17 protein-coding genes are annotated in these 17,081 nt (G+C 32.4%); all 17 read left to right on the plus strand.

Annotated features, from left to right (window positions below):
• Positions 1-142: 142 nt before the first annotated feature.
• The 17 genes from hemA (at position 143) to I6U48_RS20345 (ending at position 17,066) form a co-directional block, all read left to right on the plus strand.
• Positions 143-1,342, plus strand: a complete 1,200-nt coding sequence (gene hemA, locus I6U48_RS20265; protein ID WP_218322296.1) for a glutamyl-tRNA reductase — start codon at positions 143-145, stop codon at positions 1,340-1,342.
• On the plus strand, positions 1,300-1,965 hold the full coding sequence (locus I6U48_RS20270) for an NAD(P)-dependent oxidoreductase (RefSeq protein WP_218322297.1): 666 nt from the start codon (positions 1,300-1,302) through the stop codon (positions 1,963-1,965). The genes hemA and I6U48_RS20270 overlap by 43 nt, the downstream gene beginning before the upstream one ends.
• 24 nt (positions 1,966-1,989) lie before the next feature.
• Positions 1,990-2,862 (plus strand): hydroxymethylbilane synthase, encoded by an 873-nt coding sequence (gene hemC, locus I6U48_RS20275; protein ID WP_218322298.1) that lies wholly within the window; start codon positions 1,990-1,992, stop codon positions 2,860-2,862.
• A gap of 12 nt (positions 2,863-2,874) precedes the next feature.
• Entirely contained in the window at positions 2,875-4,332 is a 1,458-nt protein-coding gene (gene cobA / locus I6U48_RS20280; protein ID WP_218322299.1) for a uroporphyrinogen-III C-methyltransferase, read from the plus strand.
• Between the two features lie 39 nt (positions 4,333-4,371).
• Positions 4,372-5,340: a porphobilinogen synthase gene (gene hemB, locus I6U48_RS20285; RefSeq protein ID WP_218322300.1), complete on the plus strand. Its 969-nt coding sequence runs from the start codon at positions 4,372-4,374 to the stop codon at positions 5,338-5,340.
• Positions 5,341-5,362: 22 nt separating this feature from the next.
• Positions 5,363-6,631, plus strand: a complete 1,269-nt coding sequence (gene hemL / locus I6U48_RS20290) for a glutamate-1-semialdehyde 2,1-aminomutase (RefSeq protein ID WP_218322301.1) — start codon at positions 5,363-5,365, stop codon at positions 6,629-6,631.
• 275 nt (positions 6,632-6,906) lie between these two features.
• The gene (locus I6U48_RS20295; RefSeq protein ID WP_218322302.1) at positions 6,907-8,235 is read left to right on the plus strand and encodes a cobyrinic acid a,c-diamide synthase CobB; all 1,329 of its coding nucleotides are present in this window, start codon (positions 6,907-6,909) and stop codon (positions 8,233-8,235) included.
• Positions 8,236-8,275: 40 nt separating this feature from the next.
• On the plus strand, positions 8,276-9,355 hold the full coding sequence (gene cobT / locus I6U48_RS20300; protein ID WP_218322303.1) for a nicotinate-nucleotide--dimethylbenzimidazole phosphoribosyltransferase: 1,080 nt from the start codon (positions 8,276-8,278) through the stop codon (positions 9,353-9,355).
• 19 nt (positions 9,356-9,374) lie between these two features.
• The gene (locus I6U48_RS20305) at positions 9,375-10,001 is read left to right on the plus strand and encodes a precorrin-8X methylmutase (RefSeq protein ID WP_218322322.1); all 627 of its coding nucleotides are present in this window, start codon (positions 9,375-9,377) and stop codon (positions 9,999-10,001) included.
• Between the two features lie 32 nt (positions 10,002-10,033).
• On the plus strand, positions 10,034-11,110 hold the full coding sequence (cbiD, locus tag I6U48_RS20310) for a cobalt-precorrin-5B (C(1))-methyltransferase CbiD (RefSeq protein WP_218322304.1): 1,077 nt from the start codon (positions 10,034-10,036) through the stop codon (positions 11,108-11,110).
• A 357-nt stretch (positions 11,111-11,467) separates the two neighbouring features.
• Positions 11,468-12,085, plus strand: a complete 618-nt coding sequence (gene cbiE / locus I6U48_RS20315; RefSeq protein WP_218322305.1) for a precorrin-6y C5,15-methyltransferase (decarboxylating) subunit CbiE — start codon at positions 11,468-11,470, stop codon at positions 12,083-12,085.
• 50 nt (positions 12,086-12,135) lie between these two features.
• Positions 12,136-12,699 carry a precorrin-6Y C5,15-methyltransferase (decarboxylating) subunit CbiT gene (gene cbiT, locus I6U48_RS20320; RefSeq protein WP_218322306.1) on the plus strand — a complete coding sequence of 188 codons (564 nt, stop codon included), beginning with the start codon at positions 12,136-12,138 and terminating at the stop codon, positions 12,697-12,699.
• Positions 12,700-13,002: 303 nt separating this feature from the next.
• Positions 13,003-13,689 (plus strand): cobalt-factor II C(20)-methyltransferase, encoded by a 687-nt coding sequence (locus I6U48_RS20325; RefSeq protein ID WP_218322307.1) that lies wholly within the window; start codon positions 13,003-13,005, stop codon positions 13,687-13,689.
• A 29-nt stretch (positions 13,690-13,718) separates the two neighbouring features.
• Positions 13,719-14,495, plus strand: a complete 777-nt coding sequence (gene cobM, locus I6U48_RS20330; RefSeq protein ID WP_218322308.1) for a precorrin-4 C(11)-methyltransferase — start codon at positions 13,719-13,721, stop codon at positions 14,493-14,495.
• Entirely contained in the window at positions 14,437-15,483 is a 1,047-nt protein-coding gene (gene cbiG, locus I6U48_RS20335) for a cobalt-precorrin 5A hydrolase (protein ID WP_246615470.1), read from the plus strand. Before cobM ends, cbiG begins: the two co-directional genes overlap by 59 nt.
• Before the next feature lie 27 nt (positions 15,484-15,510).
• Positions 15,511-16,227: a precorrin-3B C(17)-methyltransferase gene (gene cobJ / locus I6U48_RS20340; protein ID WP_218322309.1), complete on the plus strand. Its 717-nt coding sequence runs from the start codon at positions 15,511-15,513 to the stop codon at positions 16,225-16,227.
• Between the two features lie 32 nt (positions 16,228-16,259).
• Complete coding sequence (locus I6U48_RS20345; protein WP_218322310.1) at positions 16,260-17,066, plus strand: sirohydrochlorin cobaltochelatase; 807 nt, start codon at positions 16,260-16,262, stop codon at positions 17,064-17,066.
• The last annotated feature ends 15 nt before the right edge of the window (positions 17,067-17,081 follow it).

Consider the following 17,081-nt stretch of genomic DNA (forward strand, 5'->3'; position numbering starts at 1 on the left):
GTTATGAGAATTGATAGGCGAAAGTATTTTAATGGGAGAATAAGAAACACATAATCTAGAACAGCATTAAAAGTTAACGTATGTTTAGAAATTTTAAATTTAGTAAATATTTAATTAAGATAGATTTTATGGAGATGGTAAAATGATACAACTTATAGGTTTGAAAAGTGACGTTAAATTAGAGATAAGAGAAAAGTTTTCTATAATACAAAAACGATGTGAAAATAATTTGGAAAACTTGAAAAAAATTTGTGATGAAGTAGTTATAATAAGCACCTGTAATAGAACTGAAATATATTTCAACTCTAAAAATTATGATGAAAGCATGATAATGAATATATTTGAGACATTAAATTGGAGTAAGGATTTAGTCGGATATACTTTTCATTATAAAGGAGAAAAAGTTGTAAGACATATTATGGATGTAGTATGTGGTTTTCAATCTCTAATTCTAGGCGAAGATCAAATTTTAGGTCAGGTGAAGGATGCCTATGAAACAGCACTTAAAGTTAAGTCTATTAATAAAGACTTGCAAAGACTTTTTCAGTCAGCTATAACTTGTGGAAAAGAATTTAGAACAAAATCAAGTCTTTATAAAATACCTGTCTCATCTTCATCGATAGCAGTTAGTGAAAGTAGAAAGCATGGAGCTAGTAGGTTTATGCTTTTAGGATTTGGAGAAGTTGGTAAGTTAACAGCTAAATATATTTTATCAGGCTCCTTTGAAACACTTTACATAGCGGTTAGAAATCCTAAGGTTGTAGATATAGAAGACAAAAGAGTTAAAGTTATATCCTTTGACGATAGAATTAATTATTATGATGATGTCCATTCCATAATATCATGTACATCGGCACCCCACTGCGTGATAAGAAAGAGTAATTTACCTAAAAATAAATCTCTTCTTATATTTGATTTAGCAGTACCAAGGGATGTTGAAGAAGAAGTTAGTGATATGAACAATGTGTCGGTATATGATATTGATAAAGTGAGTTCTATTGATGATGAAAATAGAAAAAGAAGAAAGGAAATAATGGACGGTAATAGGTTTATCGTAAATAAATATATTGGTGAATTTACTGAATGGCAAAAAATACAGGATATTTCCTCAGAAATAGTTGAATTAAAAAAATGTGGAGAAAGAGTTTACAGAAATAGATTTAAAACCTTTAAAAATAAAATGAATACAAAGGATGCAGATAAGTTAGCAGAAACACTTTTGAAAAGTACATCAGATGCTTTTGTAAACAGAGCTATAGATGTATTAAAAGAGGAACAATTGAAGGGGCGTGTAGATGATTGTATGAAGATAATAAAGAGGATATTTTATGTAGTGGAATAGATCATACAATGATTTCTCTAATATCTCACAAAATTAATCTTCTTATAGTAGGTGGAGGTAGAGCTGCTTTAATTAAAGCTAAAACCTTTATTCAAAGAGGGTGCAGCAGCGTATCAGTAGTTTCAAAAGAATTTTTACCAGAATTTGAGGAACTAGAGCATTATTCTAATTTAAAGCTTATAAAGGAAGAATATAAAAAACTTTATATAAAAGACAAACATATCATAGCGATTGCTACTAACTGTGAAGAGGTAAATAAAAAGGTTAGAAAAGATTGTGATGAGCTTAGTAAGTTATATATAGATTGCACCAATCCAAAAGAAGGTTTATGTATCATGGCATGCCAAAGAAGTACTAAAAGCACAAGCTTTGGAATCAATACAAATGATATAAGCCCTAAAACTTCAGTTTTTTTAGCTAATAAAATAAAAGATAAACTAGAAAAATATGATAATTTTATATCATTTACAGCCTTAATTAGAAATAAGGCTAAAGAACTAAAAAATAAGAATGAAATAATGGGATTTATATGTTCTGATGACTTCTTGTTTTTTTATGAAATAGGGTTAGGAGAACTTATATTAAAAATGTTTTATCCAGATGTAGAACTGTTTAAGGAATAACAAAATAAAAAGGTGGGGTAAATATTGAAGCTTAAAATTGCAACACGTAGAAGTAAATTAGCTCAAGTTCAAACAGAGAGTATAATGAAAATTTTGAAGGAAGAATACAACGTAGAAAGTGAAAAACTTTTAATAGAGACAATTGGAGACAAAAGACTTGATGTAGCATTAAATAAAATAGGAGGAAAAGGGCTTTTTGTTAAGGAAATTGAAATGGCTCTTTTTGAAGATGAAGCAGATGCTGCTGTTCACAGTATGAAAGATGTACCTTTTGAAGTACCAGAAATGTTCGAGATAGCAGCAATTCCTGCAAGGGAAGACGTCAGAGATGTTTTTGTAGCCATGAATGGAATACATTTCACAGAACTTAGAAAGGGAGCAAGGGTTGGCACAAGCAGCAATAGAAGAGCAGCACAAGTAAAATTGTTAAGGCCAGATCTTGAAATAGTACCTATAAGGGGCAATGTACAAACTAGAATAGATAAAATAGAAAGAGAAAATCTTGATGGTATAATACTTGCCGCTGCAGGCCTTAAAAGATTGGATATGGAAAATATAATTACAGATTACTTTGCTGTTGATGGTATAATCCCTGCAGTAGGTCAGGGGGCTTTAGGAATTGAAGTAAAGAAGAATGGAATAAATGGAGATGTATTTAAAAAGCTTGACTGTGAAGAAACTAGAATATGTGTCGAAGCAGAAAGAAGCTTTATGAGAACATTAAATGGAGATTGCCATTCGACCATAGGAGCCTATGCAGAGCTTGCAGGAAGTTTAATGAATATTATTGGAATATATCAAGTAGGAGATAAATTAGTTAAAAAAGATATAAGTGGTAACAAAGAAAATTACAAAGAACTTGGTGAACAATTAGCTAAAAAAATACTAAATGCATAGGGGGAACTAGAATTGGGTAAAGTTTATCTTATTGGAGCAGGTCCTGGAGATGAGGAATTAATAACTTTAAAGGCTGTTAGAAAACTAAAAGAGTGTACAGCAGTAATGTACGACAGATTATCAGGAACAGGTGTACTAAAATATTTAAATGATGATTGTAAAATATATTATTGTGGAAAAGAACCAGGTTGTCATTATAAAACACAAGATGAAATAAATGAGATGTTAGCCAAGTTAGCTAAAGAAGGCCATACAGTAGGTAGAATTAAAGGTGGAGACCCTTACATATTTGGAAGAGGTGGAGAAGAAGCACTAAGACTTATAGAAGATGATATAGAGTTTGAAGTTATACCAGGAATCACTTCTCCAATATCTGTTTTAAATTACGGTGGAATACCTGTAACTCATAGAAAAATAGCACAAAGTTTTCATGTGTTTACAGGAAAAAGTGCTGAAAAGTTAAACATAGATTGGAATGCTGCAGCACATGTTGGAGGAACCCTTATATTCTTAATGGGTTTCGAAAGCCTAGGAGTGATAGCAGAAAATTTAATAAAGAATGGCATGAGTAAGGATACTCCTTGTGGAGTAGTGATGAGAGGAACTACTGCCAAACAGAGAAAAGTAATAGCTACTTTAAGTGACATAAAAGAAAAGGCAGTAGAAGCAGGTCTATATTCACCATGTATTATAGTAGTAGGCGATGTAGTTAAATTTAATGATGAATTAAATTGGTATGAGAAAAAGCCTCTATTTGGAAGAAATATATGTATCACGCGCTCAAAAGAACAGTCTGCTGAGATGAGAGAAAAGTTAATAGATTTAGGAGCTCAAGTTACAGAAATAAACTCAATTAAAATAGAATTCACATCAGAAAACATGTGTGGATACCTAGATAAGCTTCCAGAATATGATTACATAATTTTTACAAGTGTTAATGGAGTAACTAGCTTCTTTAATATGTTAGTTGATAACAACTACGATGTGAGAAATATAAAGGGAGTTTTTGCAGCTATAGGACCTGCTACAGAAAAAGCACTTAAGGAGAGGGGAATTATTCCTAAAATAGTAGCAGAAAAATTTGTAGCAGAGAGCTTGTTTGATAAAATGAAGAATTTTGTTAAACCTGGAGATAAGATATTCTTGCCAAGATCAAAACAAGCAAGACCTTATCTTGCAGAGGTATTAAAGGAAGTAGGATGCTTGGTAGATGAATGTTATACATATGAAACAGTAACTGGTAAATTAATTGATAAAAGCTGTTTTGAGGATACAGACACTGTAATATTTACAAGTCCTTCTACTGTAAGAAATATGATTGAGTTAGTAGGGTTAGATTCAATAAAAGAGAAGGATGTTATTTCAATAGGACCTATAACTGGCAAAGAATTAGACAAAAATGGAATAAAGTATTCAGTTTCTGATGAATATACAACAGAAGGAGTTATTAATAAGTTACTTGAAGAATAATAAATTCAAAATAAATAAATCATAAAGGAGTAATGACAAATGTTTAGAAGACATAGAAGATTAAGAGAAAATCCAGTTATAAGAGAAATGGTTAGAGAAACATTTCTTCACCCATCAGATTTTATTTACCCGATTTTTGTAGTTGAAGGAGAAAATATAAAAAAAGAAATATCATCACTACCAAATAATTATCACTATTCAGTAGATATGCTTGAAGGTGCAATAGCTGAAATAAAAGAAGCTGGAGTAAAAAGTGTATTAATATTTGGTTTACCAGGCTATAAAGATGAATGTGCAACTTCAGCTTTTGAAGAAAATGGTATAGTTCAAAAAGCTATAAAAAAAATAAAAAAGATATGCCCAGATATGTATATAATAACTGATGTTTGTATGTGTGAATATACAAGCCATGGTCATTGCGGAATACTACATGATCATGGTGTTGATAATGATGAAACATTAGAGTACATAGCTAAAATAGCATTATCACATGCACAAGCAGGGGCTGATATGGTAGCACCATCTGATATGATGGATGGAAGAATACTAGCTATAAGAGAAGCTCTTGATGAAAATGGATTCAAAAACGTACCAATAATGGCATACAGTGCAAAATATTGCTCAGCATTCTATGGACCATTTAGAGAAGCAGCTGATTCAGCTCCTAAATCTGGAGATAGAAAGTCTTATCAAATGGATCCTTCAAATGTTAGAGAAGCTATGCTTGAAATTGAAGATGATATAGATGAAGGTGCAGATATAATAATGGTTAAACCAGCGCTTCCTTATCTTGATGTAATAAGAGCTGCTAGAGATAGATATGATGTACCTATGGCTGCTTATAACGTAAGTGGTGAATATGCTATGGTTAAAGCGGCTGCACAAGCTGGTCTTATAAATGAAAAGGCTATAGTTTTAGAATTACTTACATCAATCAAGAGAGCTGGAGCAAAGATGATTATAACTTATCATGCTTTGGATGCATGTAGATGGTTAAGAGAAGAATAAATAAGGAATACAGGAGAGAAAAATGAGAAGTTCAGATATATTTAAAGAATCACAAAAATATATGCCTGGTGGAGTTAATAGCCCAGTAAGAGCTTATGTAGGATTAGATATAGATCCACCTGTAATCAAGAAAGGTTCTGGAGCATACATCTACGATGAAGATGACAATGAGTACATAGATTTCGTAGGTGCTTGGGGACCGATGATACTAGGTCACTGTGATGAAGATGTAGTAAAAGCTATAAAAGATACAGCAGAAAATGCAATAGCTTTTGGAGCTCCAACAGATTTAGAACTTAAGGTCGCAAAATTTATCTGCAATACTGTAGATAACTTTGAGATGCTTAGAATGGTTAACTCAGGTACTGAAGCTACAATGAGTGCTATCAAGCTTGCTAGAGGATGTACTAAGAGAGATAAAATAGTTAAATTTGCTGGTTGTTACCATGGACATTTTGATGGCTTCCTAGTAGCAGCAGGATCAGGAGTACTTACTTCAAATATCCCAGGTTCACCAGGGGTACCAGTAGGAAGTATAGAAAATACATTAATTGCTCAGTACAACGATATTGATAGCGTAAAAGAGCTTTTTGAAAAACAAGGAGAAGATATAGCAGCAGTTATTATAGAGCCTATAGCAGGAAATATGGGAGTTATTCCAGCAGACCAAAAGTTCTTAGAAGATTTAAGAGAGATATGCACAAAATACGGAACTATTTTAATATATGACGAAGTTATGACTGGCTTTAGAGTTGCTTATAAAGGAGCAGAAAGTCTTTATGGTGTAAAGCCTGATCTAAAAACTTATGCGAAAATAATGGGTGGCGGACTTCCATGCGGTGTATACGGTGGAAGAAGAGATTTAATGGAACAGCTAACACCACTTGGACCAGTTTATCAGGCAGGTACTATGTCAGGAAATCCTATTGTTATGGCAGCAGGTTATGCACAACTTCAAAAGCTTTATAGCAATCCAGGATATTATGATAAAATGGATAAACTTGGTGAAATGCTTCAAAAGGGAGCAGAAGAAGTTGCTAAGGAAAAAGGATTGCCATTAGTTATAAATAGACGTGTAAATATGATGACATTGTTCTTTAATGAAAGCAGCAAAGTCACTAATTATGAGGAAGCTAAAGCTTCTAATACTGAATTATACGGAAAATTCTTTAAGCATATGTTAAAGAATGGAATGTTCTTAGCACCATCTCAGTTTGAAGCTATGTTCCTATGTACAAGACATACTGAAGAACATATAGATAAGTATGTAGATTTGATGAGAAAGTTTTAATATAAAATTGCAAGGTTATGACATTTGATTTGTATTTTTTTAGAGGACAGAGGACAATTGACAGAGGACAGTGAAGGAGGATTTTTCTCTGTTTCACTACGAAAAATCTTTGATTTATATAAATTAACGATGTTTTGCATTATCAAAACAAGCTAAAAAAACAAATTAGTTTTCTGACGTAAGGAAGAAAACTTTCCTTCACTGTCCTCTGTCTTCTGTCAATTGTCCTCTATAAAAATTTTGTACTGCAAAATTTTTATAAAGGGGTGAAGTACTTGAAAAGTATAGTCATATCCTCAAATAGCAGTGGTGGAGGAAAAACTACGATAACACTAGGAATTATGAAAGCTCTTATGAAAAAAGGCTTTGATGTTCAAGGCTATAAAGTAGGCCCAGATTACATTGATCCAGCTTTTCATAGTCATATAACAGGAAAACCTTCAAGAAACTTGGATTTGTATCTTATGGGGGAAAATGGGATAAAAGCTTCTTTCTCCAGAGGTACAGGTAATATAGGTATAGTAGAAGGTGTTATGGGATTTTATGATGGTAAGGGAATAGATACAATGTATTCTACTGCTCATGTAGCTAAGGTTTTAAATCTTCCAGTACTGCTTATCATAACACCAAAAGCGCAGAGCGCTACGTTATGTGCCGAAATTAATGGAATATTAAATTTTGAAAATAACAATATTATTGGAGTTGTATTTAATTGTATTACTGAAAGTTATTACAATTTGCTTAAAGCTGCAGTCGAGAAAAATTGTAACACTAAAGTATTTGGGTATGTGCCTAAAAATGAAAAGCTTTCTTTGAAAAGTAGACACTTAGGGCTTGTTCAGAGCAGCGAAATAGGCGATTTAAATGAAAAAATAGAATTATGCAGTGAATTAATATTAAAACATGTTGATGTGGAAGCATTAATAGGATGTTTTAAAGAGACTGAAAGTTATGAAGATAACTTTCATATAGAAAATAGAGGACTAAGAATTGCTATACCGTATGATAAAGCTTTTAGTTTTTATTATAGAGAAAATATTGAGCTTTTAGAAGAATGTGGACAAGTAGTATATTTTAGTCCTTTGAAAGATAAAGAATTACCGGAAGACATAGATTTTTTATATATCGGTGGAGGATATCCAGAAGTATTTATTGAAGAGCTAAGTCTAAATAAACCCATGCTTATTAGTATAAAAGAGAGATTGGAAAAGGGATTAAGATGTTATGCTGAATGTGGTGGATTGATGTATCTTACGAAGTTTGTAGAAGATGTAGATAATAAAAAAATGTTTGAAACAGTAGGCTTTTTTAATGGAAATACATGTATGACAAAAAAACTTCAGAATTTTGGATATGCAAGATTAAGGGTTGAAAAAGAAAATAATATTTTGCCCGTTGGATTAGAAGTAAACTGTCATGAATTTCATAAATCTTATGTCAATTTAGAAAATGAAAAAGTTTACAGTTTAACAAAAGAGACTTATGATGGTTCTTTAAAAATGTGGAATTGCGGTTATGTAAAGAATAATACCTTAGGAGCATATGGACATGTTCATTTCTTTGGAAATGTACAAATGGTTAAGAATTTATTAGATAGATTGTAAAATTTAGTTGGTGTTAAGATAAGTAAAAGGGGGAAAAAACATGGGAGCTATACTCGAAGAAACATTGAAGCATATAAAAGCAGCAGATGAAGAAGCTATTCAAAAAGCATGGAATAGGCTGGATAATCTAACTAAGCCAATAGGAAGTTTAGGAGAATTAGAAGAAATAGCTGCAAAAGTGTCTGGTATTACAGGAAAAATTCATAATAAAATAAATAAGAAAACTGTAGTAATAATGAGTGCTGATAATGGTGTTTATGAAGAAGGTATAAGTAACAATACACAAGATACCACAGTAATAGTTACTAATAACTTTACAAAAGGTATAACAGGTGTATGTATTTTAGCTAAACATGTAGATTCGGATATTACTGTTGTTGATATTGGGGTAAAGGAAGATTTTAATCATCCTAAGATAATAAACAAAAAAATAATGTATGGCACCAATAATATTGCTAAAGAACCTGCAATGACAAGAGAACAAGCAATTCAAGCTATAGAGGTAGGAATAGATATTGTAGATAACTTGGTAAAGGAAGGATATGATCTTCTAGGTACAGGAGAAATGGGAGTTGGTAATACTACTACAAGTGCAGCAGTGTTTAGCGTGTTATCAGGAATTTCTCCAGATGTTGTAGTAGGGAAAGGTTCAGGTCTTACTGAGGAACAACTGATAAATAAAAAAAGAGTAGTACAGAAGGCTATAGAAATAAACAGTCCTGATAGAGATGATATCATAGATGTTTTAGCAAAGGTTGGCGGACTAGATATAGCTGGTCTTTGTGGATGCTTCCTAGGAGCAGCTAAAAATAGGATTCCGATTGTAATTGATGGATTTATATCTTCAGCTGCAGCATTATGTGCATATAGGTTGAACAACAATGTTAAAGACTTTATATTTCCTTCTCATCTTTCAGCAGAACCAGGTGCTGCATATATGATGGAAGAGCTTGGATTAAGTCCAATGCTTAATTTAAGGATGAGACTTGGAGAGGGAAGTGGATGTCCTTTAGCCTTCAGCATTATTGAAGCGGCATTGTGTGCTATGAACAACATGGCAACCTTTGAAGAAGCTACCTTAAATAAAGAGTGTTATGTAGATATTAGAGAAAAGAAGTAGTGATAGAATGGAGAATGATATTATGGATTACATTAAGGTTCCTATGGACATAGAAAAAAAGAGTTTTGAAATAATCGGTGAAGAAATGGGAGAACATAACTTTTCAGAGGATGAGCTTCTTATAATTAAGAGAGTTATACATACTACAGCAGATTTTGATCTCAAAAATATAACTTATATTAGAGAGAACGCTATAAAGAGTGCTTTGGAATTGTTAAAAAAAGGTGTAACTATATATACAGATACTAATATGGCCGCTTCTGGAATAAATAAAGCAGCATTAAAAAAACTCAATTGTAAAGTAGAATGTTTTGTGTCTAGGGAAGATATAGCAGAAATAGCTAAGGAAAGAGGAATAACTCGTTCCATGGCTGCAGTAGAAAAAGCCGTAGAAGAAGGTGTGGAATTTTTCGTATTTGGGAATGCACCTACAGCATTATTTAAACTTAAAGAATTAACTTTAGAAGGAAAAGCAAATCCTAAATTTATAGTTGGTGCTCCAGTTGGATTTGTAGGGGCAGCTGAGTCAAAGGAAGAAATAGAAAAGTTACAGGTTCCTATGATTACTATAAGAGGAAGAAAAGGCGGAAGCAATATGGCGGCTGCAATTGTAAATGCTCTTATGTATATGATAATAACTAGATAATAAAACCTGTCTTTGAGATGGAAGGTGAAAATATGCTAGACATGTATGTAAATTGTGATGGAAAAAGATTAAGATGTGGATATACAACAGGATCCTGTGCGGCAGGTGCAGCTAAGGCAGCTACTTCTATGCTGTATTTTGGCGGAGAGTTAAGCAAAATAAGGATAGATACTCCTAAAGGAATAGAACTTATGCTTCCGGTAGAAAAAATAGAAAAAGGGCCTAATTATGTAGAGTGCTGTATTATAAAAGATGGAGGCGATGATCCAGACGCCACTCATGGATTAGAAATATGGGCAAGAGCTGAAAAAAAAGGATCTGGTTATTCTTTAAAAGGAGGTAAAGGAGTAGGTGTAGTTTGCAGCGAAGGTCTCTATGTAAAAAAAGGAGAGCCAGCTATAAATCCGGTGCCAAGGTCTATGATTGAGAAGGAAGTAAAAGAAGTATTGCCAGGGGACAAAGGAATAGAAATAACTATATTTGTACCAAAGGGCGAAGAGATAGCTAAAAAAACTTTCAATCCAAGACTTAATATACAGGGCGGAATATCTATTCTTGGAACTACGGGAATAGTAATGCCAATGTCAGAAGAGGCACTTATTAAATCTGTAGAACTTGAAATGAACCAGAAGATAGCACAAGGATGTAAAGATCTCATTCTATTATTTGGTAACATGGGAGAAAACATGGCAAATAAGTTAGGATTAGATAAAAACAAAATGGTTATAATGTCTAACTATGTTGGATTTGCTCTAAATTGCTGCATGGATAAGAAGATCAATAAGATATTAATAGTTGGTCACATAGGAAAGCTTTGCAAGATTGCCTCAGGATGTTTTAATACTCACAGTAGAGTTTGTGATGTGAGGTTAGAAACCTTAGCTTTAGAACTGGCATTAATGGGTGAAAGTAAAGAACTCGTGCAAAAAGTATATAATGAAGAAACTACTGAAGGAGCTGTAAAGCTTCTTGGGAATGGATATGAGGATTTATATAAAAATATAGGAGTTAAGGTTAAGCAGAAGATAGAACAGTTTACTTATAACACTATAGAAGCAGATGTTATTATGTACTCTATGGAAAAGGGAGTGCTTTACAGTAGTTTATAAAGTGTATTCATATAAGCAACTTTAATTTGTAAAGTGAAAATAATACGATGTGTTATTTTTTAGAGGACAATGGACAGAGGACAGTGAAGGATGATTTTTCTCCGCTACACTACGAAAAATCTTTAATTTAGTTTTACCTTCGGTAAATAAGGTTTAATTAAGCTATGCTTAATTAAACCGATGATGTTTCGCCTTAGTGAAACGAATCCACAAGAAATAAATTAGTTTTCAGACGTAAGGAAGAAAACTTACCTTCACTGTCCTCTGTCCTCTGTCAATTGTCCTCTCATAAAAATTTTGTGCCGCAAAATTTTTACATTACGAATTACAGCTATAAGCAAGGAGTTGAGAGTTACTATGGATAAGAAAGTTTATATTGTTGGAATAGGCCCGGGTAGTAAGGATTATATAATGCCTAAAGCTGTGGATACTATGAGAATCTGTGATGTGGTTGTAGGATTTAAGAGAGCAATGGAGAGTCTGGATTTTATAGATGGAAATAAAATTGTTGTAAATAAGATTGCTGAAGTTATTGATATTATTAATTCAGACAAATACGAAAGTATAAGTATTGCAGCTTCGGGAGATCCACTTTTTTATGGAATAACAGATTATTTGAAAAAAAATTATGGTGGAGATATTGAAGTAATTCCGGGGTTAAGTTCTTTTCAGTATATGATGGCTAAGCTTGGTAAGAGTTGGCAGGGAAGTTTTTTAGGAAGTCTTCATGGAAGAGAGCAAAACTTTTATGAATTAGTGCGAGAAAATAGGATTTCAATATGGTTAACAGACAGCAAACACTCACCTTCATATATGTGCAGTCTCCTAAAGGAAAAAGACATTGAGGCAAATATATATGTTGGTCAAAATCTTTCTTATGAAGATGAGAAGATCATAGGTGGAACTACAGATGAGGTAGAGAAAATAGAATTTGATGGTTTGTGTGTAGTTGTTGTTGAAAACCTAACTAAGTAGTAAAATATAAGCTAAAAATCTGTATTTGGAATATAGAGGAGAAGAAGTTTATGAACTATATAAAGGATGAAGAATTTATAAGAGGAAACTGTCCTATGACTAAAGAAGAAGTAAGGGTGCTAAGTACAGCAAAACTTCAACTTGAAGATTATTACAGGGTTTTGGATATAGGAGCAGGAACTGGTTCTGTGAGCATACAAGTAGCTAATATATGTTCAAATGGTGAAGTGATTGCCATAGAAAAAGAAGAAGAAGCATTAGAGATTATAGAAAAAAATAAAAATAAGTTTAACATAAATAATCTAAAAGTAGTTGAAGGAGAAGCACTAGCTGTTCAAGAGAATATAGATGGAATGTTTGACGCTATATTCATTGGAGGAAGCGGCGGTAATATAGAAGATATAATTAAACAATATCATTTAAAACTAAAGAATGGATGTAATATGGTTTTAAATTTCATCACGTTAGATAACTTATATAAGGCTATGAATACATTGAAAGAATTAAAGTATGAAGTTGAATGTATTCAGGTTTCAGTAAACAAAATCAAGGGAAAAAGCTATATGATGGTAGCGAATAATAGTATATTTATTTTAACCGGGAAAAAGGTATAAAGGTCAACGGCCGAAAGTTAACTCATACTCCGAGATGTATTTATATTCTTTCGGCACCATAACTCCTTTTGATAATTCTAAAGCTCAGTATTTTGAAAATCTAAGAACCATCGATAAACTCGTACCTCAGATATATCAATAGTCCTAAGATTTTCTAAAATACTTCGCTAAGAATTATAACAAAAGTATTTAAATGTGCCTTCAAGAATATAAATACATCTCTGCGCATAAGTTAACTTTCTGATTTGAAACTTTATACACGTTAACTTTAGTAATAAAAATACATAAAAGGATGTGAAACATTTGGAAAACAATTCAGTTAAATTAGGAACTTTGTATGGCATAGGAGTTGGTCCAGGAGACGAAGAGCTTATGACCTTAAAGGCTGTGAATGTTATAAAGAAGTGTGATGTGGTAGTTGCTCCATCTGCTAAGGAAGGTGGAAGCAGTATAGCTCTAGAAACAGCTAAGAATTTTATAAGTGAAGATAAAGAGGTTGTTGTAAAGCACTTTCCAATGGGAGGAGCAGAGCAAGAAGAGAAAATATATAAAGCATTTCAGGCTATAGAAGAAAAGCTTAAGGCTGGAAAAGATGTAGCTTTTTTAACTATAGGAGATCCATTTGTGTATAGTACATACATATATCTTTTAAAATACATAAAGGAACAGGGATACAATACAGAGACAGTGCCAGGAATTACATCCTTCTGTGCAAGTGCAAGCTTAGCAGGAGAGAATATTGTTATAGGCGATGAAAGAGTATTAATAATGCCAGCAACACAGGTTGATGAAATAAAGGATGAAAAGTTTGTTGTTATAATGAAATTATATAAGCTTGAAGAAAAAGTACTAAATACTCTTGAAGAAAAGGGCTTTAGATATGTATATGTAAAAAGAGCATATAGGGAAGGCCAAGCAGTGATTAGAGAAAGAGAAGAAATATTAAAGAATAGAGATTATATGTCACTTATATTAGCACAAAGAGATTAAGCATTAAATTATAAAAAGGAGAGACTTATATGAAGAATGTAGTATATTTCATAGGAGCAGGCCCAGGAGATCCAGATTTAATAACAGTTAAAGGTAGAAAAATAATATCGGAAGCAGATGTTATAATATTTGCAGGTTCATTGGTAAGCAAAGAACACTTTGAATATTGCAAGGAAAATGTAGAAATACATGATTCTGCATCAATGACATTACAGCAGGTTATTGATGTAATAGTAAAATCTTATAAAGAAAACAAAAAGATAGTAAGACTTCATACAGGAGATCCAGCTATATACGGAGCAATAAAAGAGCAAATGGATGAGCTTGAAAAGTTTGATATACCTTATGAGGTAGTTCCAGGTGTAAGCTCATTTACAGCAGCAGCTGCTGCAATAAAGAGAGAATTTACCCTTCCAAATGTAAGTCAAACAATTATACTTACAAGAATGGAAGGAAGAACTCCTGTACCTGAAAAAGAAGATTTAGAAAGATTAGCAGGAATAGGAGCTTCTATGGCATTGTTTTTATCCGTTGGTATGATAGATAAAGTTGTAGCTAAATTAAGAAAAGGATATGGAAGAAATGTGCCTGTAGCAGTTATACAGAGAGCAACTTGGGGAGATCAAAAGTATGTTATAGGAACTCTTGATGATATTGCAGAAAAGGTTAAGGCAGAAAATATAACCAAAACTGCACAAATATTAGTTGGAGATTTCATAAACTGCGATTATGACAAGAGTTTATTGTATGATGAAAGCTTCACTCATATGTTTAGAAAGGGAAAAGATGAGGATAGCGGTAATTAGCGTTACAAAGTCTGGGGATGCTATTGCAGAAAAACTTAGAAATATTTTCGATATAGAATTGTATTCAAAAGAAACAATAAAAGAGTTTAATCTTAAACAAATCGCTAAACAACTTATGGAAACTTATAAAGCTATAATATTTATAAGTTCAACAGGAATAGCTGTAAGAGCAATAGCAGAGTATATAAAATCGAAGGATAAAGACCCAGCAGTAGTGGTAATAGATAGTTCTGCCAATTTTGCAATAAGTCTTTTAAGTGGACATTTAGGTGGTGCAAATGAATTAACTATGCAAATATCAAAAATTTTAAATAGTATACCGGTTATTACTACTGCTACAGATAATTTAGGTGTTGAAGCACCAGATATGGTTGCTAAGAATAATGACTTAGTAATAGATAATCTAAAAGATGCAAAAAAAATTGCTGCGTTACTTGTGGATAAAGAAAAAGTAGGGTTTATAGATTTAAAATCAAAAATTTCTTTGCCAAAAGGATATATAGAATGTAATAATGATGTAAAAGGATTAGTTTATGTTACACATAACTTAAATTTTGATATTTGTGAATTAAACGTTAATAATAAGCAAATAGATGTTTTAAAGCTTATAAGAAAAGATGTCGTACTTGGAATTGGATGTAGAAAAGATTTCAATTCTGAAAAAATGAAGGAAACAGTAGAAAATATACTAAGAGAATATAATATAGATAAAAGATCAGTAAAATTCATTGGTACTGTTGAAGTAAAAAAAGATGAAGAAGCTATATTAAATCTGGGTAAATATTTAGGTTGTGAAGTAAAAATATTTTCCATAGAGGAAATAAAGAAGATTCAAGAAAAATTTAAAGGCAGTGATTTTGTAGAAAAAACCATAGGTGTGCGTGCTGTCTGTGAACCTTGCGTGGAGTTATTAGAAGGAAACTTAATAACCGAAAAACTAAAGGCTGATGGAATGACACTGTGCATAGGGGAGTTAAATAACTTTTAAAATGTATGTAGAGAAGGATGTGTTAATTTGGGTAAACTTTATGTTATAGGTATCGGTCCAGGTGGACTCGATCATATGACTTTAAAAGCAATAAAAGCTATTGAGGAAAGTGATATAATAGTAGGCTATACTAAGTATATAGAATTTATAAAACCTTTAATTAAGGATAAGCCTGTAGTTTCCACAGGTATGCGTGGAGAGGTAGAAAGATGCAAGCAGGCTTTAGAATTAGCTAAAGATAAAATAGTATCCATAGTAAGTACTGGTGATGCTGGTATTTATGGAATGGCAGGATTAATTTTAGAAATGAGAGAAGATGAAGATGTAGAAGTAATACCAGGAGTTACAGCTTCTTCAGCGGCAGCTTCAGTAGTTGGAGCACCTCTTATGCACGATAACTGTAATATAAGTCTAAGTGACCTTATGACACCTTATGAGCTTATAAAGAAGAGAGTAGAGTTAGCAGCAGAAGGAGATTTTATAATCTCTCTTTATAATCCTAAAAGCCATGGAAGACCTTTATATTTACAGGAATGTATGAGCATTATAAAGAATCATAGGCCAGGAAATACACCTGTAGCAGTAGTTAAGAATGCACTAAGAGAAGGTCAGGAAACTACTTTGTTTACTATAGAAACTTTTGATGACAGTATAGTTGATATGTTCTCAATAGTAATAATAGGAAATAGTAGAAGCTTTATAAAGGACGAAAAATTTATAACACCTAGAGGATATAATGTATAGATAAATCAATGCTTAACTATGAGGTGAAATATATGAGTGAAACAAAAAAAGGTATATTAGTAGCAAGTTTTGGAACAAGTATTATGGAAACCTTTAAAAATTGTATCGAAGCTACAGAAAATAGAATAGAAGAGTATTTTCCAGATTATGAAATAAGAAGAGCTTTTACTTCTGGAATGATTATGAAGAAATTAAAAAATGAAATGGGTATTCACATCGATAACGTTGAGGAAGCGTTAGAAAAGATGAAGAGTGATGGATTTACAGAAGTATATGTTCAACCATTACACATCATGCCTGGAGATGAATATGATAAGATAGGTCGTCAAGTCAACAAGTATGTAGGTTCCTTTGATAAGTTAGTATTAGGAAGACCTATACTTTATAGAGAAAAAGACTATGATATAGCTATAGAAGCGTTAAAAGATCAAATTAAAGATGTAGGAGAAGATACTGCGATAGTATTAATGGGCCACGGTTCCACACATCATGCTAATGCGTGCTATGCTCAACTTCAATGCATGTTAATTGATAACGGATTAGAGAATGTATATGTTGGAACAGTTGAGGGATATCCGACACTAGATAACATAATTCCAAAGTTAAAAGAAAAAAATATAAGAGAAGTTACCTTGATGCCTTATATGCTTGTAGCAGGAGATCACGCTATAAATGATATGGCAGGAGATGAAGAAGATTCTTGGAAAAGTCAGTTAGAAGAACAAGATATTAAAGCAAATGTATATCTTCATGGTTTAGGTGAAAATAGAGCATATCAAGATATATACGTACAGCATGTTCAGGACTGCATAGATGGCAATCCTTTAATGACTGAATAATATAAGCTGGTGATT

Source organism: Clostridium thailandense (assembly GCF_019207025.1).
Taxonomy (GTDB): Bacteria; Bacillota; Clostridia; order Clostridiales; family Clostridiaceae; genus Clostridium_AM; species Clostridium_AM thailandense.

What these genes read in the sequence shown, in the direction of transcription:
- hemA (WP_218322296.1), top strand. Translation starts at nt 143, where the DNA reads ATGATACAACTTATAGGTTTGAAAAGTGACGTTAAATTAGAGATAAGA.
- cobM (WP_218322308.1), top strand. Translation starts at nt 13,719, where the DNA reads ATGAAGAATGTAGTATATTTCATAGGAGCAGGCCCAGGAGATCCAGAT.
- hemB (WP_218322300.1), top strand. Translation starts at nt 4,372, where the DNA reads ATGTTTAGAAGACATAGAAGATTAAGAGAAAATCCAGTTATAAGAGAA.
- cbiG (WP_246615470.1), top strand. Translation starts at nt 14,437, where the DNA reads ATGATGAAAGCTTCACTCATATGTTTAGAAAGGGAAAAGATGAGGATA.
- cbiE (WP_218322305.1), top strand. Translation starts at nt 11,468, where the DNA reads ATGGATAAGAAAGTTTATATTGTTGGAATAGGCCCGGGTAGTAAGGAT.
- I6U48_RS20345 (WP_218322310.1), top strand. Translation starts at nt 16,260, where the DNA reads ATGAGTGAAACAAAAAAAGGTATATTAGTAGCAAGTTTTGGAACAAGT.
- hemL (WP_218322301.1), top strand. Translation starts at nt 5,363, where the DNA reads ATGAGAAGTTCAGATATATTTAAAGAATCACAAAAATATATGCCTGGT.
- cobT (WP_218322303.1), top strand. Translation starts at nt 8,276, where the DNA reads ATGGGAGCTATACTCGAAGAAACATTGAAGCATATAAAAGCAGCAGAT.
- cbiD (WP_218322304.1), top strand. Translation starts at nt 10,034, where the DNA reads ATGCTAGACATGTATGTAAATTGTGATGGAAAAAGATTAAGATGTGGA.
- cbiT (WP_218322306.1), top strand. Translation starts at nt 12,136, where the DNA reads ATGAACTATATAAAGGATGAAGAATTTATAAGAGGAAACTGTCCTATG.